21 protein-coding genes and 1 tRNA gene are annotated in these 22,171 nt (G+C 75.2%); 15 read left to right on the top strand and 7 right to left on the bottom strand.

Annotated elements, in window-relative coordinates:
- The first annotated feature begins 2 nt into the window (after positions 1-2).
- A complete protein-coding gene (locus HNR61_RS42915; protein ID WP_182848891.1) occupies positions 3-1,205 on the top strand; it encodes a hypothetical protein in 1,203 nt (400 codons plus the stop codon).
- Positions 1,206-1,623: 418 nt separating this feature from the next.
- On the opposite strand, the gene HNR61_RS42910 is transcribed toward HNR61_RS42915, so the two are convergent.
- Positions 1,624-1,697 (bottom strand) — tRNA-Pro (locus tag HNR61_RS42910).
- Positions 1,698-1,802: 105 nt separating this feature from the next.
- Between HNR61_RS42910 and HNR61_RS42905 the strand changes: the two genes are divergently transcribed.
- Positions 1,803-2,708: a serine hydrolase gene (locus HNR61_RS42905; RefSeq protein WP_182848890.1), complete on the top strand. Its 906-nt coding sequence runs from the start codon at positions 1,803-1,805 to the stop codon at positions 2,706-2,708.
- On the opposite strand, the gene HNR61_RS42900 is transcribed toward HNR61_RS42905, so the two are convergent.
- On the bottom strand, positions 2,709-3,206 hold the full coding sequence (locus tag HNR61_RS42900; RefSeq protein ID WP_182848889.1) for a GNAT family N-acetyltransferase: 498 nt from the start codon (positions 3,204-3,206) through the stop codon (positions 2,709-2,711).
- Positions 3,207-3,210: 4 nt separating this feature from the next.
- Positions 3,211-4,596 (bottom strand): pyridoxal phosphate-dependent decarboxylase family protein, encoded by a 1,386-nt coding sequence (locus HNR61_RS42895; RefSeq protein WP_182848888.1) that lies wholly within the window; start codon positions 4,594-4,596, stop codon positions 3,211-3,213.
- A 213-nt stretch (positions 4,597-4,809) separates the two neighbouring features.
- On the opposite strand from HNR61_RS42895, the gene HNR61_RS42890 reads away from it, so the two are divergent.
- The 9 genes from HNR61_RS42890 to HNR61_RS42850 all read left to right on the top strand — a co-directional run bounded on the left by HNR61_RS42890 (position 4,810) and on the right by HNR61_RS42850 (position 14,832).
- Positions 4,810-6,687, top strand: coding sequence for a PP2C family protein-serine/threonine phosphatase (locus HNR61_RS42890; RefSeq protein ID WP_182848887.1), 1,878 nt, complete (start codon positions 4,810-4,812; stop codon positions 6,685-6,687).
- A 75-nt stretch (positions 6,688-6,762) separates the two neighbouring features.
- Positions 6,763-7,944 (top strand): acyl-CoA dehydrogenase family protein, encoded by a 1,182-nt coding sequence (locus HNR61_RS42885; RefSeq protein WP_182848886.1) that lies wholly within the window; start codon positions 6,763-6,765, stop codon positions 7,942-7,944.
- On the top strand, positions 7,941-8,720 hold the full coding sequence (locus HNR61_RS42880) for an SDR family oxidoreductase (protein WP_182848885.1): 780 nt from the start codon (positions 7,941-7,943) through the stop codon (positions 8,718-8,720). Before HNR61_RS42885 ends, HNR61_RS42880 begins: the two co-directional genes overlap by 4 nt.
- Before the next feature lie 30 nt (positions 8,721-8,750).
- The gene (locus tag HNR61_RS42875) at positions 8,751-9,380 is read left to right on the top strand and encodes a TetR/AcrR family transcriptional regulator (RefSeq protein ID WP_182848884.1); all 630 of its coding nucleotides are present in this window, start codon (positions 8,751-8,753) and stop codon (positions 9,378-9,380) included.
- 10 nt (positions 9,381-9,390) lie between these two features.
- Entirely contained in the window at positions 9,391-10,545 is a 1,155-nt protein-coding gene (locus HNR61_RS42870) for an acetyl-CoA C-acetyltransferase (RefSeq protein WP_182848883.1), read from the top strand.
- A gap of 148 nt (positions 10,546-10,693) precedes the next feature.
- Positions 10,694-11,851, top strand: a complete 1,158-nt coding sequence (locus tag HNR61_RS42865) for a CoA transferase (protein ID WP_182848882.1) — start codon at positions 10,694-10,696, stop codon at positions 11,849-11,851.
- Positions 11,848-12,654 carry an HTD2 family dehydratase gene (locus tag HNR61_RS42860; RefSeq protein WP_182848881.1) on the top strand — a complete coding sequence of 269 codons (807 nt, stop codon included), beginning with the start codon at positions 11,848-11,850 and terminating at the stop codon, positions 12,652-12,654. Before HNR61_RS42865 ends, HNR61_RS42860 begins: the two co-directional genes overlap by 4 nt.
- A 20-nt stretch (positions 12,655-12,674) precedes the next feature.
- Positions 12,675-13,595 (top strand): aminoglycoside phosphotransferase family protein, encoded by a 921-nt coding sequence (locus HNR61_RS42855; protein ID WP_182848880.1) that lies wholly within the window; start codon positions 12,675-12,677, stop codon positions 13,593-13,595.
- A 61-nt stretch (positions 13,596-13,656) separates the two neighbouring features.
- Positions 13,657-14,832 (top strand): acyl-CoA dehydrogenase family protein, encoded by a 1,176-nt coding sequence (locus HNR61_RS42850; RefSeq protein WP_182848879.1) that lies wholly within the window; start codon positions 13,657-13,659, stop codon positions 14,830-14,832.
- A 15-nt stretch (positions 14,833-14,847) separates the two neighbouring features.
- Here the strand turns inward: HNR61_RS42850 and HNR61_RS42845 are convergent, their stop codons facing one another.
- The 4 genes from HNR61_RS42845 to HNR61_RS42830 all read right to left on the bottom strand — a co-directional run bounded on the left by HNR61_RS42845 (position 14,848) and on the right by HNR61_RS42830 (position 18,374).
- Positions 14,848-15,612, bottom strand: a complete 765-nt coding sequence (locus tag HNR61_RS42845) for an ABC transporter ATP-binding protein (RefSeq protein WP_182848878.1) — start codon at positions 15,610-15,612, stop codon at positions 14,848-14,850.
- On the bottom strand, positions 15,612-16,658 hold the full coding sequence (locus HNR61_RS42840) for a FecCD family ABC transporter permease (RefSeq protein ID WP_182848877.1): 1,047 nt from the start codon (positions 16,656-16,658) through the stop codon (positions 15,612-15,614). The genes HNR61_RS42845 and HNR61_RS42840 overlap by 1 nt, the downstream gene beginning before the upstream one ends.
- The gene (locus tag HNR61_RS42835) at positions 16,651-17,721 is read right to left on the bottom strand and encodes an ABC transporter substrate-binding protein (protein ID WP_182848876.1); all 1,071 of its coding nucleotides are present in this window, start codon (positions 17,719-17,721) and stop codon (positions 16,651-16,653) included. The genes HNR61_RS42840 and HNR61_RS42835 overlap by 8 nt, the downstream gene beginning before the upstream one ends.
- A 77-nt stretch (positions 17,722-17,798) precedes the next feature.
- Entirely contained in the window at positions 17,799-18,374 is a 576-nt protein-coding gene (locus tag HNR61_RS42830; RefSeq protein ID WP_182848875.1) for a hypothetical protein, read from the bottom strand.
- Between the two features lie 88 nt (positions 18,375-18,462).
- Between HNR61_RS42830 and HNR61_RS42825 the strand changes: the two genes are divergently transcribed.
- The 4 genes from HNR61_RS42825 (at position 18,463) to HNR61_RS49690 (ending at position 22,148) form a co-directional block, all read left to right on the top strand.
- Positions 18,463-19,314, top strand: coding sequence for a helix-turn-helix transcriptional regulator (locus HNR61_RS42825; RefSeq protein WP_182848874.1), 852 nt, complete (start codon positions 18,463-18,465; stop codon positions 19,312-19,314).
- An 86-nt stretch (positions 19,315-19,400) separates the two neighbouring features.
- Entirely contained in the window at positions 19,401-20,153 is a 753-nt protein-coding gene (locus HNR61_RS42820) for an SDR family NAD(P)-dependent oxidoreductase (RefSeq protein ID WP_182848873.1), read from the top strand.
- A gap of 31 nt (positions 20,154-20,184) precedes the next feature.
- Positions 20,185-21,198 (top strand): aldo/keto reductase, encoded by a 1,014-nt coding sequence (locus tag HNR61_RS42815; protein WP_182848872.1) that lies wholly within the window; start codon positions 20,185-20,187, stop codon positions 21,196-21,198.
- Entirely contained in the window at positions 21,198-22,148 is a 951-nt protein-coding gene (locus HNR61_RS49690) for a quinone oxidoreductase family protein (RefSeq protein WP_182848871.1), read from the top strand. The genes HNR61_RS42815 and HNR61_RS49690 overlap by 1 nt, the downstream gene beginning before the upstream one ends.
- Positions 22,149-22,171 lie beyond the last annotated feature (23 nt).

The raw sequence follows: 22,171 nt of genomic DNA, 5'->3' as shown, positions 1-22,171 counted from the left end.
ACATGGCACCTGCCCTACCCTGGCGCGGGCTGGCCGTGGCGGCACTCACCGCCGGCCTGGCCCTGACCGCCGCCCCCGCCTTCGGGGACGCGGCGGTGGCCGGGCCGCACTCGGCCACCGCCCCCACGCTGGTCCTGGACCCGCTGATCGACCCGCAGCCCCTGGCGCTGCCCACCCCGCACGGGCCCTCTCCCGTGCTCAACCCGGTCACCGCCCTGCCCGCCACCGGCACCGGCGGCGACCCCACCGCACCGGCGGTGCCGGGGACCGACCCGGTCGTGGACCCGATCCTGTCGCCCGCCCCCAGCCCCGTGCCGCCCGCGCCGCCGCTCCCCGAACCGGAGGCCCCCGCACCGCAGGCGCCCGCCCCCGAGCGGCCGACCCTGCCCCTGCCGCAGCCCCCGGCCCCCAGCGAGCCCGACCCCGCGCCGTCCTCGCCGTCCCTGCCGCAGCTCCCGCGCCCGGAACGCCCCGACCGCCCTGACCGCCCTGACCGCCCTGACCGCCCCGAGCGGCCGGACCGTCCGGAGAAGGAGCACCGGCCGGGCCCGTCCCTGCCGCCCCGACAGGAGCCGCTCCCGGCACCGCGTCCGGAGCCGATCTTCCCGCCGCCGGGCGACAATCCCAAGCCGCACATCCCCGCACCGCGACCGGCCGACCCCGGTCACGGCGATCACGGGAACCACGGGGATCACGACGGCACCGACCCGACACCGCCCGACGAGACCCCGGGGCACGTTCCGGCCGTTCCGGTGCCGCCCGGCGACGGGCCGTCCGAACCGCCCGCCCCGCCCGAGCCTCCCCAGAAGGAGACGCCGCAGCCGAAACCCGACGACAAGCCGCAGGCGCCGGGCGACCCGGTCCAGCCGCCCCAGCGCACACCCGAGGAGGGCCCGCGGCAGGAACCGAAGGTCCCCGCGCCCTCCAAGCCGAGCGAGCCGACGACCTCACCGGCCAAGAAGCCCCCGGCTGAGCGCCCCCGGCCCGCGAAGCCGGCACAGCCGCCCCGGACGGACGTCGAACGGCCCGCCCAGCCCCCGGCCCCCTCCAAGCCCCCGGCCCCCTCCAAGCCCGTGGTGAAGGCCAAGCCCGTGGTGAAGGCCAAGCCGCGGCAGAGCGCCCCGACCCCCATCAAGAAGACGTCCACGACGACGCCGCAGCCCACCACGGCTCAGCAGCCGTCGGACAAGAACGCGACACCGTGATGACGCCGCTCTGAAACCTCAGGGCCCAGCGTCACGGGTGCTCCGGCGCCCAGGGCCTGTTTCGAAGTGGCCTCGGCCACGCCCGCGGGTCAGATCGCGAAGCGATGTCGCGCTCGTCAAGGCCTGGTGAGGTGCGAGCCCCCCGGGCGAACGCTGTGGGCCGGGACTTTTGAAACACGGCCCAGGAGGCCCCGGCCGTCACAGGCCGGGGCCTCCGCTGCGTGACTTACGGCGCGCCCGCTGACCGGTTCCGCGCGGGCGGGGCGACGAACGAGGGAAGGCATCAGCGACCGAACCGGAGGACCGCACGTCCCGGTCTTGTCGCACGACCGACCAGGGCGCCGCCGGCGAGGCGGTGTCCGTGGGAAAAGCGAAAGCCCCGTCTCGTGATCGAGATCAGGGCTCTGGCCTTACCGTGTCGGGACGGCGGGATTTGAACCCACGACCCCTTGACCCCCAGTCAAGTGCGCTGCCAAACTGCGCTACGTCCCGGTAGCCCGCTCGCTGAGCGGGCGTGACAACTCTAGCGCAGTCCCGGTGGCGATGCGTACTCGGTTATCGCGGACCCGGGCGGGGCCATCTGGTAGGCATGGCCGGGTGTTGACTTCAGTGGTGCGGGCCGGGGCCGTCGCGGGGCTCCTGCTGGCCGTGTGCGCGTGCGAGTCGGGGAACGGGCCCGCCGTGGCGCCCTCGGACGGGGCGGGGACGGAGACGCGGCCGTCCCCTCGGCCGTCGCGGTCCGCGGCGGCCGCGCCCCGGGTGCCGAAGGGGACGCTGGCCTCGTTCGTCGTGTTCGACCGGGGGACCGGGCGGACGCTCCTGTCGCACCGGCCCCGGGAGGTCTTCCGGTCGGCCTCGGTCGTGAAGATCCTCATCGCGCTCGACCATCTGGAGCGGAACGGCCTGCGGGCGGCGGACCGGCCCCTGTTGCAGGCGATGCTCCGGTCCAGCGACGACAAGGCGGCCACCGCGTTCTGGAAGCGGGGCGGGCAGGGCGAGATCGTGCGGCGGGCGGCGCGGAGGCTCGGGCTGACCGAGACCGCGCCGCCGCCCGCCGACAAGCCCGGGTTCTGGGGCTACACCGCGCTCAGCGCCGGGGATCTCGTGAAGACCTACCGGTACCTGCTGGACCGGGCGCCCAGGGGGCACCGGGACTTCGTCATGGGGCAGCTGCGGCGGGCCACGCGGTGCGGGACCGACCGGTTCGACCAGTCGTTCGGGATCCCGCGGGCGCTGCCCAGGCCGTGGGCGGTGAAGCAGGGGTGGTCGGGGTTCGGGCTGCGGCCCGCCGAGCCGTGCCGGGCCGCGGCGGCGAGCGGCGCCTCCTTCCGGAACGTCGATCTCGGGATCGGCCGGCCCGTGCTGCACACGACGGGGGTGGTGGGCGGCGACGACCGGCGGATCGTCGTGGTGCTGACCCTGCACCCGGCCGGGACGTCGTTCCGGACGGCCACGGCCCGGCTGACCGCGCTGACCCGCGAGGTCCACCGGGCCGCCGGGTGATCAGGTGTCGGTGTCCCGTTCCTCGACGCGGTACGGACGCAGGCCCCGCTTGCGGTAGTTGGGCAGCGCGTTCGGGTGGTCGAGGGTGGAGGTGTGCAGCCACACGCGGGTGACGCCCGGGACCAGCTCCCAGGCGCGGCGCAGCGTCAGCGTCAGGGCGTGGCCGCCGATGCCCGTGCCCACGTGCTCGGGGAGCAGCCCGAACGTGAGCACCTCCACCTCGGTGGGGGAGTGGACCTTGTGGACCGCGACCCCGGCGGGCTCGTCCCCCTTGGCGATCAGCCAGGGGTGGACGGTGGGGTCGCTCAGGTGCGCGGCCCACCGGTCGTCGGACCAGCGGTTGGTGGGCCAGTGGTAGGCGTCGCCGACGCGCACGACGACGTCGCGGGCCAGCGCCGGGTCGCCGGCCAGGGAGGTCAGGACGACGTCGGGGCGCGGGTCCGCCGGGACCAGGTCGGCGGGGGAGGTCATCTCCAGATAGGTGGCGGTGTGTCTCATCCCCCTACAAGATCACTTTGGTGTGGGCGTCGGCCAGTGCCGCCGCGACGCGGGGCACGTCGGCGTCGGTGGTGCGCCAGTTGCTGAACGCCGCCCGGATCGCCGGAACGCCGTCGAGGGCGGTCGCCGTGAGGAACGCCGTGCCGGTGGCGGCCACCTCGCGCAGCAGCGCCGCGATCCGCCCGGCGTCCGGGGCGTCCGCGAGGGTGAAGCAGACGATGTTGAGGCGGACGGGCGCCAGCAGGCGCCAGCGGGCGTCGGCCGCCAGCAGGTCGCCCAGCAGGCGGGCCTGGGCGATGTTGCGCTCGACGATGGCGCGGTGGCCGGACGCCCCGTAGGCCCGCAGGGCGAACCAGGCCGGCAGGGCCCGCAGGCGGCGGGAGTTCTCCGGGGTGAGGTGCACGAAGTCCGGGTCGCCGGCGGGGTCGGTCAGGTAGGCGGCGTTGTTGCGGAAGACCCGCAGTTGCAGGTCGCGGTGGCGCGTGAACTGGACCGCCGAGTCGTAGGGGACGTTCAGCCACTTGTGCAGGTCCACGCACACCGAGTCGGCCTCCGCCAGGCCCGCCACCAGCGGGGCGTGGGCGGGGGAGAGCGCCGCCAGGCCCCCGAACGCCGCGTCCACGTGCAGCCAGAACGGGTGCCGCTCGCGCAGCGCCACCAGGGCTTGGAGATCGTCGAAGTCGCCGGTGTTCACCGTGCCCGCGTTGGCCACGACGACCGTGGGGCGGCCGTCCAGCAGGCGTTCCAGGGCGGCGACGTCGACCGCCTCGCGGCCGGGGAGCGTGGGCACGGCGCGCAGCGCGTCGCGCCCCAGCCCGAGCACCGACAGCGCCTTCAGGACGCTGGAGTGCGCGGTCCCCGACAGGACCCGGACGTCGCCGAGCGCCGCCACGCCCGCGTCGGACACCCGGACGCCGGCGCGCTCGCCCAGCCACTCGCGGGCGATCGCCAGGCCCACGGTGTTGGACTGCGTCGCGCCCGACACGAACGCGCCGGTGTGGGCGCCGCCGAGGCCGAGCAGGTCGCGCAGCCAGGCGAGGGTCTCGCGTTCCAGGCCGGGGGCGGTGGAGTCCAGGTCGACGGCCGGGTTCTGGTCCAGCACGGGGGTCAGCCAGTCCCCGGCCAGGGCCGCCGGGGTCGTGCCGCCGGTCACGAACCCCAGGTAGCGGGGCCCGGCGCTGCCGGAGAACCCCGGCTCCCACCGTTCGGCGAACTCGGCGAGCGCGCCCTCCAGCCCGACGCCCTCGGCCGGCGGCCGCGGTTTCACCGGGTCGGGCGCAACGGCCGCGGGCCGCTCGTCCAGGCCCGCGAGCAGGTCCGCCGCGTAACGGCGGATCCGGTCGAGGTGGTCGGGCAGGCGATGAAGATCATTTTCTGGGTGGCGGTCCACGCGTGTCTCCCGAGGTCGGCTGTCTCGCACGCTAGGAGGTCCGCCGCGCGCGGGTCTCGGGCCAATCGCGGGAAGTGGCCCGCGACACACCCCGCCGTCGGGAAAGTCAGGGCAAAGAGATGGCCGGTGAAAGAAATGGCCGGCCTTCGGCGTTCATGACGCTATGTACCTTTTCATGGATGAGGTCATGAAAAGCCGAGGGGGAGACGACGGGTGACGGAGGTCGACGGCGCGGCGCTGCCGACGGAACTGGCCGGTCTGCGGGACGCCGCGCGGGACCGGGCGCTGCTGGCCGAGGCGCGGGCCGCGCTGGCCGCGCGCCTCGGCTGCCCGTCCGGGGAGGCGTTGCAGCACCTCATCTGGCTGGCCCGGGACCTGGACGTGGAGCTGCCGGAGGCGGCGGCCGTCCTGGTCGGCGAGGTCGGCGCCCCCGAGGACGGGGAGGCGGCCGTGCCCGCCCGCAGCCGCCGGGCCGCCCGCGCCACGCTCGCCGCGCCGCCGTCGGACTCGGCGCGTGCCGAGGTCCTGCGCCGGGTCAACGCGGTGGACACCCCCGACGACGCCGAGATCCTCGACACACTGCCCGACGACCCGCAGGCGCGGGCCGCCATGGACGCGTCCCTGGACGGCGCGGCCCACCTGGTGCCGGTCCGGTCCCCCGACGGGCGCGTGGTCGACTTCCTGTACGCCGCGCTGAACGACTCCGCCCGCGACCTGTTCGGGCGGGGCGCGGCCGACCTGGCGGGGCGGCGGCTGCTGCACACCGACCCCGGCTCGGCCCTGTCGGGCCTGTTCGACGCCTACGTGGCCGTGCTGGAGACCGGCGAGCCCTACGCGCGCGGGCCGTTCGCCTACTCCACCGCCCAGGACGGCGTCCCGCGCTCGTCCCGGATGACCCTGCGGTGCGTGCGGGTGCCCACCGGCGTGGTGGTGGCCTGGCACTACCACCGCGAGGAGGACCGGATCCGCTACCGGCACGACAGCGTCGAGCGCCTGGCGCAGATCGGGTTCGGGGAGTGGGACCTGGTCACCGGCGAGGCGTTCTGGTCGCCCCGGATGCTCGCCAACTACGAGCTGGCGGAGGCCCCCGACTCCCCGTCCGACCTGCCCAAGACCGTGGCCGAGGAGGACGTCCCGCTGGTCGAGGACGCGATCTCCACGCTGCTGTCGCGCCGCGAGTCGGTCGAGTTCGAGCACCGCGTCGCCACCCCCGGGGGCCGCCACCGCCACCTGTGGGTGTTCGCCGAGCCGGTCGTGGACGGCGCGGGCCTGCCGGTCGCGGTCAACATCGTCTCCCAGGACATCACCCGGCGGCGCGGCATGGAGCGCGCCCTGGCCGAGACCCGCCGCGCCATGCTGCGCCAGCAGCTGCGCACCGCGCAGGAGCACCGGGTCGCGGCCACCCTGCGCCGCGCGATCCTGCCCGACCCCGGGGATCTGGAGCGCCTGCCGGGCCTGCGGGTCACGGTGCGGAGCCTGGCCGCCGAGAGCGCCGCGCGGATCGGCGGCGACTGGTTCGCCACCCGCGCGCTGGCCGACGGGCGCGGCCTGTTCGCCGTCGGCGACGCCGCCGGGCACGGCCTGCCCGCCGCCGCCGCGATGGCCCGCACCCGGGGCGGCCTGCTGGGGCTCGCCTACACCGGGCGGCCCCCGGGCCGCCTGGTCGCCTGGCTGAACGAGCTGGTCGGCGATCTGGAGCCCGCCGCCACCGGCACCGCCGTGGTCGCCCGGTTCGACCCGGCGAGCCGGATCATGGAGTGGACCAGCGCCGGGCACCCGCCGCCGGTCCTGGTGCGCGACGGCCGCGCGGTCTCCCTGGAACACGACCCCGACCCCATCCTCGGCGCGCTGCCGGGCCTGGAGTACACCACCCACACCGTGCAGCTGCGCTCGGGCGACCACGTGCTCCTCTACACCGACGGCCTGGTGGAGCGGCGCGGCGTGGACCTGGACGAGGGCATCGCGCGGCTGGTCGGCATCCTGGGCCGCTCCGCCGCCGGCTCCGGGCCCGACCTGGACCGGATCCTGGCGGAGATGGGGCACGACCGCGCCGCCGACGACACCACCCTGTTCTGCCTGCGCGTCGAGTAGCCACCGGCGCGCGGCCTCCCCTCCGGGGGAGCCCGCGCCCATTCTTTCTAACAACCGTTTGGTAGAGTCCGGGGCGTGAACCACAACGAGTCCCCCGCGGACCGGGACTTCCGGGCCGAGGTCCGCGACTGGCTGGAGACGCACCTGTCGGGAGGGTTCGCGCACGCGCGCGGGCTGGGCGGGCCGGGACGCGAGCACGAGGCGTTCGAGGAGCGGCTGTCCTGGGAACGGCACATGGCCGCCGCCGGCTGGACCTGCCTGGGCTGGCCGGCCGAGCACGGCGGGCGCGGCGCGACCGTCGGGCAGCAGGTCATCTTCCACGAGGAGTACGCCCTCGCCGACGCCCCCGCGCGGGTCAACCACATCGGCGAGAACCTCCTCGGCCCCACGATCATCGCGTTCGGCACCGACGAGCAGCGCCGCCGCTTCCTGCCGCCGATCGTCGCGGTGGAGGAGCTGTGGTGCCAGGGCTACTCCGAGCCCGACGCCGGGTCCGACCTGGCCAACGTGCAGACCCGCGCCGAGCTCGTCGGCGGCGGGTGGCGGATCACCGGCCAGAAGGTGTGGACGTCCCTGGCGACGGAGGCCGACTGGTGCTTCGCGGTCTGCCGCACCGAGCCCGGCTCCGCCCGCCACCACGGCCTGTCCTACCTGCTGGTCCCCATGCGGCAGAAGGGCGTGGACATCCGCCCGATCGTCCAGATGACCGGCACCTCGGAGTTCAACGAGGTGTTCTTCGACGGTGCCCGCACCGACGCCGCCAACATCGTCGGCGCCCCCGGCGACGGCTGGCGGATCGCGATGGCAACCCTGGGGTTCGAGCGCGGCGTCGCCACCCTCGGCCAGCAGGTCGGGTTCCGCCGCGAGCTGGAGGGCGTGATCGCCCTGGCGCGGGAGACCGGCGCGATCGACGACCCGCTGCTGCGCGACCGCCTCACCCGCTCCTGGGCGGGCCTGGAGATCATGCGGCTGAACGCCCTGCGCACCATGGCCGGGGTCGCCGCCGGGGCGCCCGGCCCCGAGTCGTCGATCTCCAAGCTGGTGTGGGGCACCTGGCACCGCGAGCTCGGCGAGCTCGCCATGGACGTGCTCGGCGCGGCCGGGCTGGTCGCCGACGGCGCGCCCTACGACCTGTCGGACTGGCAGCGGCTGTTCCTGTTCTCCCGCTCCGACACCATCTACGCCGGATCCAACGAGATCCAGCGCAACATCATCGCCGAGCGCGTGCTCGGGCTGCCGAGGGAGGCGCGCGGATGACCCCACCCCCCTACGTTCCGGGCCACGGGCTGCTGCGCGACCGCGTCGTCGTGATCACCGCCGCCGCCGGGGCCGGGATCGGCGGCGCGACCGCCCGCCGCTGCCTGGAGGAGGGCGCGGCCGTGCTGCTCTCCGACACCCACGAGCGCCGCCTGGCCGCCTCCGCCGCGGAGCTGGAGAAGGAGTTCGGGGCGGGCCGCGTGGCCGCGCGGGTGTGCGACGTCACCGTCGAGGAGCAGGTCCAGGCCCTGTACGCCCTCGCCCTGGAACGCTTCGGCCGCCTCGACGTCGCGGTCAACAACGCCGGCCTCGGCGGCACCGCCGACCTGGCCGACATGACCGACGAGCAGTGGACGCGGGTCCTGGACGTCACCCTCAACGGCACGATGCGCTGCACCCGCGCCGCCCTGCGGATCATGCGCGGGCGGGGCGGCGGGGTCATCGTCAACAACGCCTCGGTGATCGGCTGGCGCGCCCAGCGGGGCCAGTCCCACTACGCCGCCGCCAAGGCCGGGGTGATGGCCCTCACCCGGTGCGCCGCGCTGGAGGCCGCCGAGCACGGCGTGCGGATCAACGCGGTGTCGCCGTCGCTGGCGATGCACCCCCACCTGGTGAAGGTCACCTCGCCGGAGCTGCTGGAGGAGCTGACACGGCGCGAGGCCCAGGGCCGCTACGCGGAGCCGTGGGAGGTCGCCAACGTTATCGTCTTCCTGGCCAGCGACTACTCGTCCTACATGACGGGCGAGGTCGTCTCGGCCTCCTCACAACACCCGTGACGCAGCATTCCCGGAAAGAGCCACCACACCATGAGTCCACGACGGCGTGACGCCGAGGGCACCGCCGCCGCCCGTGCCGAACGGCGGGCCGAACTGCTCGCCACCGCCGCCGAGGTGTTCGCCTCGCAGGGCTACGCGGCCACCACGATCCGCCAGGTCGCCGACGCCGCCGGGATCCTCGGCGGGAGCCTCTACTACCACTTCGACTCCAAGGAGTCGATGGCCGACGAGATCCTGTCGACGTTCCTGAACGACATGTGGGCGGCCTACGACCGCGTGCTGGCCGCCGGGCTCGGCGCGCGCGACACCCTGGAGGCGCTGGTCGTGGAGTCGTTCCGGTCGATCGACCGGCACCGGCCCGCCGTCGTGGTCTACCAGAACGAGTCCAAGCACCTGGCCGCCGGCGAGCGCTTCCGCTACCTGCTCGACTCGCACCGCCGCTTCGAGGAGATGTGGACCTCGCTGCTGGAGCGGGGCGTGGCCGAGGGCGCGTTCCGGGCGGACCTGGACCGCGGCCTCGTCTACCGGTTCATCCGCGACACCGTGTGGGTCGCGGCCAACTGGTACCAGCGCGGCGGACGGCTGTCCGCCGAGGAGATCGCCAAGCAGTACCTCGCGATGGTCCTGGAAGGGATCCAGGCGAGCCGACCCCCCGAATGAGGAGACCCCCATGGCCGAGGCGTACATCGTCGAAGCGGTCCGCGCGCCGGTCGGCAGGCGCGGCGGCGGCCTGTCCGGCGCCCACCCCGCCGACCTGGGCGCGCACGTGCTGACCGCGCTGGTGGACCGGACGGGGATCGATCCGGCGGCGGTGGAGGACGTGGTGTTCGGCTGCGTGGACGCCGTCGGCCCGCAGGCCGGGGACATCGCCCGCACCTGCTGGCTGGCCGCCGGGCTGCCCGAGGAGGTGCCCGGCGTGACCGTGGACCGGCAGTGCGGCTCCTCCCAGCAGGCCGTCCACTTCGCCGCGCAGGCCGTGCTGTCGGGGACGTCCGACCTGGTCGTGGCGGGCGGCGTGCAGAACATGTCGCAGATCCCGATCGCCTACGCGATGACCGCCGCCGAGCCCCTCGGCTTCGACCGGGGGCCGTTCGCGGGCTCCCAGGGGTGGGTGCGGCGGTACGGCGACGGCGAGGTGTCGCAGTTCGCCGGGGCCGAGATGATCGCCAGGGACTGGGACATCTCCCGCGAGGAGATGGAGGCGTTCGCCTACGAGTCGCACCGGCGGGCGATCCGCGCGATCGACGAGGGCCGCTTCGAACGGGAGATCGTGCCGTTCGAGGGCGTCACCACCGACGAGGGGCCGCGCCGCGACACCAGCCCCGAGAAGATGGCGGGCCTGCGGACCCTCGTGGAGGGCGGCCGCCTCACCGCGGCGGTGGCCTCGCAGATCTCCGACGGCGCGGCGGCGCTGCTCATCGCCTCCGAGCGGGCCGTCCGCGACCACGGCCTGACGCCGCGCGCCCGCGTCCACCACCTGTCGGCGCGCGGCGAGGACCCGATCCGGATGCTGTCGGCCCCGATCCCGGCGACCGCGCACGCGCTGAAGAAGACCGGCATGCGCATCGACGACATGGACGCGATCGAGATCAACGAGGCGTTCGCGCCGGTCGTGCTGGCCTGGCTGAAGGAGACCGGCGCCGACCCGGCCCGCACCAACCCGAACGGCGGCGCGATCGCCCTCGGCCACCCGCTCGGCGCGACCGGCGCGCGGCTGATGACGACGCTGCTGCACGAGCTGGAGCGCGCCGGCGGCCGGTACGGATTGCAGACGATGTGCGAGGGCGGCGGCCAGGCCAACGTGACCGTCATCGAACGCCTCTGACCACGTTGCCGCAGGTCCGCGGCGCACGCCCGGAGCGGCCGTCCCCGTCCCCCGCCCACCCCCTCCCGGCCGGTACCCGCCGCCCTCTGACCGCGGCGCGGTGAACGTCCGGCATACTCGGGCGAAATCGCCGACAACGGGATGGTCGATGCTCGAAGGACTGCGGATCGTCGAGATCTCCAGTTTCGTCGCCGCGCCGCTGGGCGGCATGACCCTCGCCCAGCTGGGCGCGGAGGTGGTCCGCGTCGATCCGGTCGGCGGGGCCGCCGACCTCGGCCGGTGGCCCCTGGCGCCGTCCGGCGCGAGCCTGCTGTGGACCGGCATGAACAAGGGCAAGAAGTCGGTCACCGTCGACTTCCGGTCGCCGGAGGGCCGCGAGGTGGTGACGCGCCTGGCCGCCGACGCCGGGATCGTCCTCACCAACGCCGTCGGCCGCGACTGGCTCACCCACGAGGCGCTCTCGGCGGTCCGCCCCGACCTGATCCACCTCCAGATCGAGGGCCGCCACGACGGGACGCCCGCCGTCGACTACACCGTCAACGCCGAGCTCGGCTTCCCCCTGGTCACCGGCCCCGCCGACCACGCCGCCCCCGTCAACCACGTCCTGCCCGCCTGGGACGTGGCCTGCGGCCTGTACGCGGCGGTGGGCCTGCTGGCCGCCGAACGCCGCCGGTCCCGCACCGGCGAGGGCGCCCGCATCCGCCTGCCGCTCCACGACGTCGCCCTGGCCACCGCCGGCAACCTCGGCTTCCTCGCCGAGGCCCAGCTCGGCGGGCGGCGCCCCCGCATCGGCAACCACCTGTACGGCGGCTTCGCCCGCGACTTCACGCTCGCCGACGACACGCGGATCATGGTCGTCGCCCTCACCGGACGCCACTTCGCCGACCTGTGCCGGGTCACCGGCCACACCGGGACCGTGGCCGAGCTGGCCCGCCTCCTCAACGCCGACTTCGCCGCCGACGGCGACCGCTACCGCCACCGCGAGGCGCTCGCCGCGCTGTTCGCGCCGTGGTTCGCCGGCCGCGCGCTGCCCGACGTGGAGCGGGAGTTCACCGGAACCTCGGTCCTGTGGGCCCCCTACCGGCGCTTCCACGAGATCGACCTGACCGGCAACCCGATGCTGGGGGAGATCGACCAGCCCGGCGTCGGCCGGCTGCGCGCCCCCGCCAGCCCCCTGGACACCGGGGACCGCGCGGCACGGCGAGCGCCCGTGCCCGCGCCCCGGCTCGGCGAGCACACCGACGCCGTTCTGACCCGACTCGGCCTTGACGCCGGGTCCCTGCGCGCGAAGGGAGTCGTGGCGTGATCGATATCGAGGGGTGGAGCCCCGCGCCGCACGAGACCACCGAGACCATCGACGCGGCCCCCGCCGCGGCCCTGGCCGGGCTGCTCGACACCGACCCGCCCGGGCCCGAACTGCCGCCGCTGTGGCAGTGGCTCCACTTCCTGGACCGCCCGCCGCAGCGCGACCTCGGCCCCGACGGGCACCCGCTGGCCGGGCGCCACCTGCCGCCGATCCCCGACCGCCGCCGCATGTTCGCCGGGGGCCGCCTCATCGTCCGCGAGCCGCTGCGGATCGGCGACACCGTCACCCGCCGCGCCGAACTGGTCTCCACCGCCGTCAAGGAGGGCCGCACCGGTGAGCTGCTGTTCGTCACCGTCCGGCACACGTTCCTGCGCGACGGCACGAAGATCGCGGTGGAGGAGCAGGATCTGGTCTACCGCTGCGGCGACCAGGTCGGCCGCCCGGCGCGGCCGTCGTTCAAGACCCCCGAGACGGACGCGCCCTGGACGCTGCGCATGACCGCCGACCCGGTGCTGCTGTTCCGCTTCAGCGCCCTGACCTACAACGCCCACCGCATCCACTACGACGAGACCTACGCGACGCAGGTGGAGGGGCACCCGGGCCTGGTCGTCCACGGCCCGCTGCTGGCGATCCTGTGCCTGGAGCTGCCGCGCCGCGAGGGCCACAAGGTGACGGAGCTGTCGTTCCGCTCCCGCCGCCCGGTCTACGCCGACCAGCCGTTCGCGGTGACGGGCTCGCCGGACGGGGAGCTGGCGGTGGTGGCCCCGGGCGGGGTGACGGCGATGACGGCCACGTTCTCCTGAGACCCCTAGCCTGTACGGCGATGATCGACTACATCGATGTTCCCGACGCGTTCGCCGCCTCCTACGGCACGCAGGGCGCCGGCGCGCGCGCCTGGCTCGCCGGACTGCCCCGCCTGGCCGGTGACATGCTGGACCGGTGGGGGCTGCGGCCCGACGGCCCGGCCACCCACGGCATGGCCTCGCTGGTCCTGCCGGTGCTCCGGGAGGACGGGACCCCGGCCGTCCTCCGGCTCCAGGAGGTCCGCGAGGAGTCCGCCGGCGTCGTCCCCGGCCTGCGGGCGTGGCGGGGCGAGGGTGTCGTGCGGCTGCTGGACCACGACGAGGAGGGCGGCGCGCAGCTCCTGGAGCGGCTGGACGCGGCCCGGCCCCTGTCCACGGTCGCCGACGACGACACGGCCATGGGGATCCTGGCCGGGATCATGGCCCGCCTGACCTCGGTGCCCGCCCCCGGGGGAGTGCGGAGACTGGCCGACATCGCCGCCGCCATGCTCGACCAGGTCCCGGCGGCGCTCCCGGCCCTGCGCGACCCCGACGAGCAGCGGCTGGTGCGCACCTGCGCGTCGGCCGTGGCCGAGCTGGCCGGCGAGCCCGGCGACCGCCTGCTGCACTGGGACCTGCACTACGGCAACGTCCTGGCCGGGGAGCGGGAACCCTGGCTGGCCATCGATCCCGAGCCGCTGGCGGGCGACCCCGCGTTCGAGCTGTGGCCCGCGCTGGACAGCGGGTGGGACCGGGTGGAGGCCACCGGCGACGTGGCCCGCGCGGTGCTGCGCCGCTTCGACCTGCTGACCGAGGCCCTCGGCCTCGACCGCGGGCGGGCGGTCGGCTGGACCCTCGGCCGCGTGCTCCAGAACGCGCTGTGGGACGTCGAGGACGGCGGGGCGGCGCTGGAGCCCGCCCAGGTCGCCCTCGCCACGGTCCTGCTGCGCCACCGGGGATAGCGGGCCGTAGGGTGGCCGCAGGGTTGTAAGCGGGCACTTGCCCCGTGCGCGGAGGTGGTCGATGAGCAGGCTGCAGCAGACCTACGGGCTCAGCGAGGAACAGCGGGAGATCGTCGCGACGGTGCGGGCGTTCGTGGACAGGGAGATCCTCCCCGTCGCCACCGAGCTGGAGCACGCCGACGAGTACCCGCAGGCCATCGTGGACGGGATGCGGGACCTCGGGCTGTTCGGGCTGATGATCGGCACCGAGTACGGCGGGCTGGGGGAGTCGCTGCTGACCTACGCGCTGGCGGTGGAGGAGCTGTCGCGCGGCTGGATGAGCGTGTCGGGGATCGTCAACACGCACTTCATCGTCGCCTGGATGCTCACCCACCACGGGACCGAGGAGCAGCGGGCCCGCTACCTGCCGAGGATGGCCGCCGGGGAGATCCGGGGCGCGTTCTCCATGTCGGAGCCGGGGTGCGGGTCGGACGTGGCGGCGATCCGGACGCGGGCCGTGCGCGACGGCGACGACTATGTGATCGACGGCCAGAAGATGTGGCTGACCAACGGCGGCACCGCGCACCTGGTCGCCACGCTGGTGAAGACCGACCCGGGCGCCGGGCACCGGGGGATGACGACGTTCCTGGTGGACAAGACGCCCGGGTTCGGGGAGGTCGCGCCGGGCCTGACCGTCCCCGGGAAGATCGACAAGATGGGGTACAAGGGCGTCGACACCACCGAGCTGGTCTTCGACGGGTACCGGATCCCCGCCGCCCAGATCCTCGGCGGCGCGCCGGGCCGGGGCTTCTACCAGATGATGGACGGCATCGAGGTCGGGCGCGTCAACGTCGCCGCGCGCGGCTGCGGGGTCGCGCGCCGCGCCTACGAGCTGGCGGTGGGGTACGCGAGGCGGCGGGAGACGTTCGGCAGGCCGATCGCCGAGCACCAGGCCGTGCTGTTCCGGCTGGCGGAGATGGCCACCAAGGTCGAGGCCGCGCACCAGATGATGGTGATGGCCGCGCGCCGCAAGGACGGCGGCGACCGCAACGACCTGGAGGCGGGGATGGCCAAGTACCTGGCCAGCGAGTACTGCAAGGAGGTCGTGGAGGACTCCTTCCGCATCCACGGCGGCTACGGCTACTCGAAGGAGTACGAGATCGAGCGGCTGTACCGGGAGGCCCCGATGCTGCTGATCGGCGAGGGCACCGCCGACATCCAGAAGATGGTCATCGGGCGGCGGCTGCTGGAGGGGTGAGCCGCCGCCCGACGCTCACAGCGACGCGACCGCGATGTGCGGGCGCCCGGTGAGGGGGTGCTCGCCGACGTGGGCGCGCACCCCGAACACCTCGGCGATGAACGCCGGGGTCAGCACCTCCAGCGGCGGCCCGGCGGCGCGGACCCGGCCGCGTTCCAGCACCACCACCTCGTCGCAGTAGGCCGCCGCGTGGTCCAGGTCGTGCAGCGCGGCCAGCAGCGTCAGGCCGAGCGAACGCACCAGGTCCAGCAGGTCGAGCTGGGCGCGCACGTCCAGGTGGTTGGTGGGCTCGTCCAGGACCAGCAGCGGGGCCCGCTGCGCCAGGGCGCGGGCGACCAGCGCCCGCTGGCGCTCCCCGCCCGACAGCGTGCCGAACAGCCGGTCGGCCGCCCACGCCAGGTCCACGCGCTCCAGCGCCTCGGCGACGGCGGCCCGGTCGGCGGCGCTCTCCCGGTCCAGCGGCCCCTGGTGCGGGGCGCGGCCCATCGCGACGACCTCCCGGACGGAGAACTCGCCGCCGACGTCGCCGTGCTGGGTCACCACCGCCCGGCGCCGCGCCGCCCGCCGGGGCGGCATCCGCCACAGGTCCTCGCCGTCCAGCGACACCACGCCCGCCGAGGGCCGCAGCGAACGGTAGACGGTGCGCAGCAGCGTCGACTTGCCGCTGCCGTTGGGCCCGATCAGCCCGACGAACCGGCCCGGGGCCGCGGCCAGGTCCACCCCGTGCAGGATCGGCGTCCCGTCGATGGCGGCGCGGACCCCCGCCAGGTCCAGCCGCATCAGCGCGCACCTCCCCGCCGCCGCAGCAGCCACAGGAAGAACGGCACCCCGAGCGCGGTGGTGAACACCCCGACCGGCAGCTCGTTGGGCCGGTCCACCGTGCGGGTCGCCACATCCACCACGACCAGGAACACCGCGCCCATCAGCAGCGCCACCGGCAGCACCCGGCGGTGGTCGGAGCCGACCAGGAACCGCGCCGCGTGCGGCACCATCAGCCCCACGAACCCGATGCCGCCGACCACGCTGACCGCCGTCGCCGTCAGCAGCGACCCGGCCAGCAGCAGCCAGATCCGCAGCGCCGCGACCGAGGTGCCGAGGCCCGCCGCCGCGTCCTCCCCGGCCAGCAGCGCGTTCATGTCCCGGCCCCGCAGCAGCAGGAACGCCGTGCACACCGCGATCACCGCGGCGGGCAGCCCCAGGTCGTCCCAGGTCGCGCCCGCGATGCTGCCCATCAGCCAGAACATCAGCCCGTGCAGCTGGGAGGCGTCGATCTGCAACTGCACGTAGCTGGTCGCCGCCGACGCCAGGTAGCCGACCGCGACGCCCGACAGCACCAGCCGCGAGTCCAGCAGCCGCCCGCCGCGCTGCGCCAGCGCGTACACCGCCAGCACCGTCGCGGTCGCGGTCGCGAACGCCGCGCCCGCCACCCCGAGCCCGCCGAACGCCGTCGCGCCGACCGCCACGACCAGGACCGCGCCCAGCGACGCCCCGGCCGACACGCCCAGCACGTAGGGGTCGGCGAGCGGGTTGCGCACCAGCGCCTGGAACGCCACCCCCGCCACGCTCAGCCCGGCCCCGACCAGCGCCGCCACCAGCACGCGCGGGGTGCGGATCTCCCACACCACCTGGTCGCGCAGCGGATCGGGGCTGTCGGCGCCGGTCAGGTGCGCGGCGACGACCCGCCAGACGGTGCCGACCGGCAGGGTCACCGACCCGATCGAGATCGCCAGCACCGACGCCCCGACCAGCGCCACCGCCAGTCCCGCCAGCAGCACCGCGGTCATCGGGCCCGACACCAGGTGCGGGCCCCTGTTCCGGTCACGCATCGGGGTGCACCGCCCTGGCGATCCTCTCGACGGCCCAGGCGTTCACCGGCCCGACGAACGCCCCGTCGGCGACCGTCACGTACGTGCGCGTCCGCGACGCCTCCCACTGCGGGAACTTCGCGAACAGGTCGCGCGCCATCGCCTCGGCGTTCTCGTCCGGCCGGAACAGCCCGACCGCGACGACGTCCACCCGCGCGGTGGCGAGCTGCTCGCGGTTGAGGGTGGCGGTCACGTCGCGGGAGCGCCCGGCGAACGCGTTCACCCCGCCCGCCGCGCGGACCACCTCGTCGGTGATGCGCCCGGTCATCACCGCGGGCAGGCCGTTGGCGTTCATCATCGCCATGCCCGGATACACGACCAGGACCCGCTTGGCGGGGCGGCCCGCCACCCGGGCGCGGACGGCGTCCACCCGCCGCCGCAGCTCCCGGCCGACCTCGGCGGCCCGGTGCTGGGCGTCGAAGATCCGGCCGAGCAGCGTCAGGAACTCGTGCGAGGACTCGATCGACAGCTTCTCGTGGGCGCGCCTCTCGGCGTCGGTGGCGGCGGGCTTGCCGAACGCGCAGTTGACGGGGTTGACCAGGGTGTTGATCCCGGCGGCGGCGAGCTGCTCGCGGGTGGCCAGGCCCCGCTTGGCGTCGAACCCGCCCGACCAGTGCGAGACGACCAGGTCGGGCCTGGCGGCCAGCACCTGTTCCGCGGGCACCTCGAAGTTCTTGTTGGTGGTCAGCCCGCCGGTCGGCAGCGACCGGATGCCGTCGACCATCGACGGGTGGTCGGAGACGCCGTAGCTCTGGGCGTTGGCGAGGATGTGGCGTTGCAGGCCGAGCAGCACGAAGCTCTCGACCTCGGCGACGGAGGTGCCGTTCAGGATCAGCACCCGGCGCGGCGGCTGCCTGAACGTCACCTTCTGCCCGCAGTTGTCCAGGGTCAGCGGGTAGGAGGTGCGGGCGGGCGGGGCGGCCGGGTCGTGCCCGGCGACGGGCGCCGGGGAGGAGGCGCAGCCGGTCAGGACGGCGGCGAGGCACGCGGACGGCGCGGCTCGCCGCACGAGGCGGTCGAACATGGAGGGTTTCCCTTGTGCGTTCCGGTTCCGGGCGGGCGAGGGCACGCCGCACCGGCCCACCGGTCACCGGGGCGGGCTCAGCGGGCGTGCGTCGGAACCACGGGAGGACCGCGCCGCCGCACCGCGCGGGCGAGCAGCACGCCGCGCCGGGGCGTGCGGTCGGCGGACAGCACCACCGTCCACGGCGCCGGAGGGGACGCGGCCGGGCGGGGCGTCAGCCAGGGGAGCACGACCGCGAGCACCACGCCGCACAGCCACCACAGCGCGGCGTCGGCCCGTGCCAGCACCGCCGCCGCGACGAGGGCCGCCACCGCGTGCCCGGCGATCATGTCCGGACCGAATCCCGCCGGGGCGGCGCCGACCGGCGGCGCGTGGTGGGCGGGACCGGCGGCGGCCACGGAGAACGCGAGGTGGAAGGCGAGCTGGGACCAGCCCACGACGGTCAGCGTCCGGCCGAACGTCAGCGCCCGCCGCGCCAGCGCCGTGCTCAGCGTCCCCACCACGCCCCCGGTGAGCAGCACGGCGGGCAGCGGCGGCACGCAGCAGCCGCCCTCACCGCCCAGCACGTGCCCGACGAGCGCGATCAACGTGCACACGGCGGCGAGGAACGCGCCCCGCGCGCACCGCGGCACCGCCGCCCCCGGATCGCTCACGCCCGACAGCCTAGGGGACGCCCCGCGGGGACCCCCATCGGCCTCTTCGTCCCGGGGCCACCCGGAAACGATCGATATCGTGGGGGGCATGGCCAGCGTGAGTTCTCCCCGTCCCGACCGCCGCCGCGAAGAGCTGCGCGAGTTCCTGCGCACCCGCCGGGCCCGGCTCGCCCCCGCCGACGTGGGGATGCCCGACGTCGGGCGGCGGCGCACCCCGGGGCTGCGCCGCGAGGAGGTCGCCGTGCTGGCCGGGGTCGGGGTGTCCTGGTACACCTGGCTGGAGCAGGGACGCGACATCAAGGTCTCCGGCGACGTGCTCGACGCGATCAGCCGGGCGCTGCGGCTCGGCGAGGCCGAACGCGCCCACCTGTACCTGCTGGCCGGGCTGAACCCGCCGGTCGCCGAGGCCGCCCCCGCCATCCCCGTCACCCCCGGGCTCCAGCGGATCCTGGAGGCCTGGTCGCCCCGGCCCGGCTACGTCCGCGACCGCTACTGGAACTTCCTCGCCATCAACGACTCCGCCCGCGAGGTCTTCGGCTACGGCGACACCGACCACAACTGCCTGGTCAGCTTCTTCACCAACGTCCGCTACCGGGCGCTGCACGCCGAGTGGGCCGCGGCGGCGCCCGGCGTGGTCGGCCGGTTCCGCGCCGACGCCGCCCGCTACCCCGACGACCCCGGGTTCGACCGGCTGATCGGGGACCTGCTGGCGGCCAGCCCCGAGTTCGCCGAGCTGTGGGCGCGGCACGAGGTCGGCGGCGAGAGCCAGGTCCGCAAGGCGATCCGCCACCCCGAGGCCGGGGACCTGGTCTTCGAGTCGACGCTGCTGCCGCTGCCCGACCGGCCCGGCCACAACCTGATCCTGCACAACCCGCTGCCGGGCACCCTGGAACGCCTCGAACGGCACATGGCCAGCATCAGCCTGTCCCGGGCGAGCTGACCCCCGGGGCCGCCGAGGGTGGTGGTGGCACACCCAGGATGAACCGACACTGTCGGCGGGCCCGCCCGGTCGGCAGGATCATGGTCATGAACCGATTCGCCGACAGAGTCGCCCTGGTGACCGGCGGGGGCAGCGGGATGGGCCTGGCCACCGCGCGCCGCCTGCTGGCCGAGGGCGCACACGTGATCATCACGGGGCGGGACGCGGCCCGCCTGGACGCCGCCGCCAAGGACCTCGACGGCGGCGACCGCGTCCTGGCCGTCCCCGGCGACGTGTCCTCCCCGGCCGACCTCGACGCGCTGATGGCCGCGGTCGGCGACCGGCACGGCAGGCTGGACGTGGTGTTCGCCAACGCGGGCGTCGGGACGTTCAAGCCCACCGCCGACCTCACCGAGGCCGACGTCGACCACACCGTCGGCGTCAACTTCAAGGGCGTGTTCTTCACGGTCCAGAAGGCCGTCCCGCTGATGCCGCGCGGCGGCGCGATCGTGATCAACGCCTCGTGGACCATGAACCGCGGCCTGGCGCTCGCCTCGGTCTACGCGGCGACCAAGGCCGCCGCGCACAACCTGGCGCGCACCTTCGCCGCCGACCTCGCGCCCCGGGGCATCCGCGTCAACTCCGTCAGCCCCGGCTACATCGACACCCCCATGTACCCGGAGGCGGCGCTCCCGGCGGAGGAGGCCGCGCGGCTGCGCGCGCAGGTCGCCGCCGGGCGCTTCGGGCGCCCCGAGGAGGTCGCCGCCGCGGTCGCCTTCCTGGCCTCGGGCGACGCCTCCTACGTCAACGCCCAGGACCTCGTCATCGACGGCGGCCTCGTCGGCGCCGTCCCCGCCTGACCGATCCGCCCGACCGAAAGGACCCTCTCCAATGCGCACTCGTGACTTCCACGGCACCCCCGTCGGCGCGGTCGGCCTCGGCTGCATGGGCATGAGCTGGGCCTACAGCCCCGCCGAACGCGACGACGACGCGTCGATCGCGCTGATCCGCGAGGCTCTCGACCTCGGCGTGACGTTCCTGGACACCGCCCAGGTGTACGGCGACGGCCACAACGAGACCCTCGTCGGCCGCGCCCTGAAGGACCGCCGCGGCCAGGCGGTCGTGGCCACCAAGACCGGGCTGGTCGTCGACGACGCCGCCACCCACGCCATGCACCGCGACGCCTCGCCCGAGCACGTCCGCCGGTCCGCCGAGGAGAGCCTGCGCCGCCTCGACACCGACGTCATCGACCTGTTCTACCTGCACCGGATCGACCCGCAGGTGCCGCTCGCCGAGTCCTGGGGCGCGATGGCCGAGCTGGTCGAGCAGGGCAAGGTCCGCCGCCTCGCGCTGTCGGAGGTGACCGTCGCGCAGGCCGAGGAGGCCCACCGCATCCACCCGGTCGCGGCGATCCAGTCGGAGCTGTCGCTGTGGACGCGCGACGCGCTGGGCGTGCCCGGCGGCATGGCGGGCGGCGGCAGCGACTCCGGCGCCACCGCCGCCAGCGAGGGCGTCGGCGACGTGGTCGGCTGGTGCCGCGACAACGGCGCGGCGTTCGTGCCGTTCTCCCCGCTGGGCCGCGGCTTCCTCACCGGAACGGTCACCAGCACCGACTTCGGCGACGGCGACTACCGCTCCGGCAACCCGCGCTTCCAGGAGGAGGCGCTGAAGGCCAACCTGCGGATCGTGGACGTCGTCAAGGCGGTCGCCGAACGGCACGGCGCGACGCCCGCGCAGGTCGCCATCGCCTGGACGCTCGCCCAGGGCGACCACGTCATCCCGATCCCCGGCACCAAGAAGTCCCGCTACCTGCGCGACAACGCGGGCGCGGCCGGCCTGGACCTGACGGCGGAGGACCTCGCCGAACTCGACGCGATCCCCGCCCCCGAGGGAAGCCGGTACTGATGCGCGCCGTCACCGTCCCCGCGTTCGGCGACGCCGGCGTCCTGGCCGTCGCCGACGTGAAGGCCCCCGAGCCCGGCCCCGGCCAGGTGTCGGTCGACGTGGCCTACGCGGGCGCGAACTTCGCCGAGGTCCTCTACCGGCGGGGGCCGGCGGAGGTGCCGCTGCCGTTCGTCCCCGGCATCGAGGTGTCCGGGCGGATCCGCGCCGTCGGCCCCGACGTGGAGGGCCTGCGGCCCGGACAGCCGGTCGCGGCGCTGACGATCGTGGACGGTGGCGGCTACGCCGAGGTGGCGGTCACCTCCGCCGACCTGGTCGCGCCGCTGGACGGCCTTCCGCTGGACGTCGCGGCGGGCGTGCCGTCCAACGGCACCACCGCGTTCCTGGTCCTGGACCGGGTCGCGCGGATCGAGCCGGGCGAGAGCGTCCTGGTGCACGCCGCCGCCGGGGGAGCGGGCAGCCAGCTCGGCCAGGCCGCCCGCCTGCTCGGCGCGGGCCGCGTCGTCGGCACGGTCGGAAGCCCGGCGAAGGTGGAGGTGGCGCGGGCGTTCGGCTACGACGAGGTGGTGCTGCGCGACCGGGGCCCGGACGGGCGGTTCGACATCGTCGTGGACCCGGTCGGCGGCCCGTCCCGCCGCGCGAGCCTGGACCTGCTGGCCCCGATGGGCCGCCTGGTCGTGATGGGCAACGCCTCGGCCGCCGCCGACGTGGGCCTGCCCGCCAACGAGCTGTGGCTCACGAACAGGACGGTGTCGGGCTTCAACCTGGCGGCGTTCTCGGCGGCGTTCCCCGGGGACGCGGGCCGCGCCCTGCGCCGCGCGGTCGCGGCGGCCGGGTCCGGTGACCTGCGCCTCCAGGTGGAGACGCTGCCGCTGGCGGAGGCCGCCGAGGCCCACCGCCGCATCGAGTCCGGCGCGACGACCGGCAAGCTCGTCCTCGCCGTCGATCCGTGACCCGGTCCCGCCGGGCGCCTTCC

This window comes from Actinomadura kijaniata (assembly GCF_014138665.1).
Taxonomy (GTDB): Bacteria; Actinomycetota; Actinomycetes; order Streptosporangiales; family Streptosporangiaceae; genus Spirillospora; species Spirillospora kijaniata.
Note: the sequence above shows the minus strand (reverse complement) of the source record. Positions and strands in the feature narration are given on the sequence as shown.

What these genes read in the sequence shown, in the direction of transcription:
- HNR61_RS42815 (WP_182848872.1), top strand. Translation starts at nt 20,185, where the DNA reads ATGCGCACTCGTGACTTCCACGGCACCCCCGTCGGCGCGGTCGGCCTC.
- HNR61_RS42835 (WP_182848876.1), bottom strand. Translation starts at nt 17,721, where the DNA reads ATGTTCGACCGCCTCGTGCGGCGAGCCGCGCCGTCCGCGTGCCTCGCC.
- HNR61_RS42855 (WP_182848880.1), top strand. Translation starts at nt 12,675, where the DNA reads ATGATCGACTACATCGATGTTCCCGACGCGTTCGCCGCCTCCTACGGC.
- HNR61_RS42845 (WP_182848878.1), bottom strand. Translation starts at nt 15,612, where the DNA reads ATGCGGCTGGACCTGGCGGGGGTCCGCGCCGCCATCGACGGGACGCCG.
- HNR61_RS42915 (WP_182848891.1), top strand. Translation starts at nt 3, where the DNA reads ATGGCACCTGCCCTACCCTGGCGCGGGCTGGCCGTGGCGGCACTCACC.
- HNR61_RS42880 (WP_182848885.1), top strand. Translation starts at nt 7,941, where the DNA reads ATGACCCCACCCCCCTACGTTCCGGGCCACGGGCTGCTGCGCGACCGC.
- HNR61_RS42850 (WP_182848879.1), top strand. Translation starts at nt 13,657, where the DNA reads ATGAGCAGGCTGCAGCAGACCTACGGGCTCAGCGAGGAACAGCGGGAG.
- HNR61_RS42825 (WP_182848874.1), top strand. Translation starts at nt 18,463, where the DNA reads ATGGCCAGCGTGAGTTCTCCCCGTCCCGACCGCCGCCGCGAAGAGCTG.
- HNR61_RS42870 (WP_182848883.1), top strand. Translation starts at nt 9,391, where the DNA reads ATGGCCGAGGCGTACATCGTCGAAGCGGTCCGCGCGCCGGTCGGCAGG.
- HNR61_RS42865 (WP_182848882.1), top strand. Translation starts at nt 10,694, where the DNA reads ATGCTCGAAGGACTGCGGATCGTCGAGATCTCCAGTTTCGTCGCCGCG.
- HNR61_RS49690 (WP_182848871.1), top strand. Translation starts at nt 21,198, where the DNA reads ATGCGCGCCGTCACCGTCCCCGCGTTCGGCGACGCCGGCGTCCTGGCC.
- HNR61_RS42875 (WP_182848884.1), top strand. Translation starts at nt 8,751, where the DNA reads ATGAGTCCACGACGGCGTGACGCCGAGGGCACCGCCGCCGCCCGTGCC.
- HNR61_RS42900 (WP_182848889.1), bottom strand. Translation starts at nt 3,206, where the DNA reads ATGAGACACACCGCCACCTATCTGGAGATGACCTCCCCCGCCGACCTG.
- HNR61_RS42820 (WP_182848873.1), top strand. Translation starts at nt 19,401, where the DNA reads ATGAACCGATTCGCCGACAGAGTCGCCCTGGTGACCGGCGGGGGCAGC.
- HNR61_RS42840 (WP_182848877.1), bottom strand. Translation starts at nt 16,658, where the DNA reads ATGCGTGACCGGAACAGGGGCCCGCACCTGGTGTCGGGCCCGATGACC.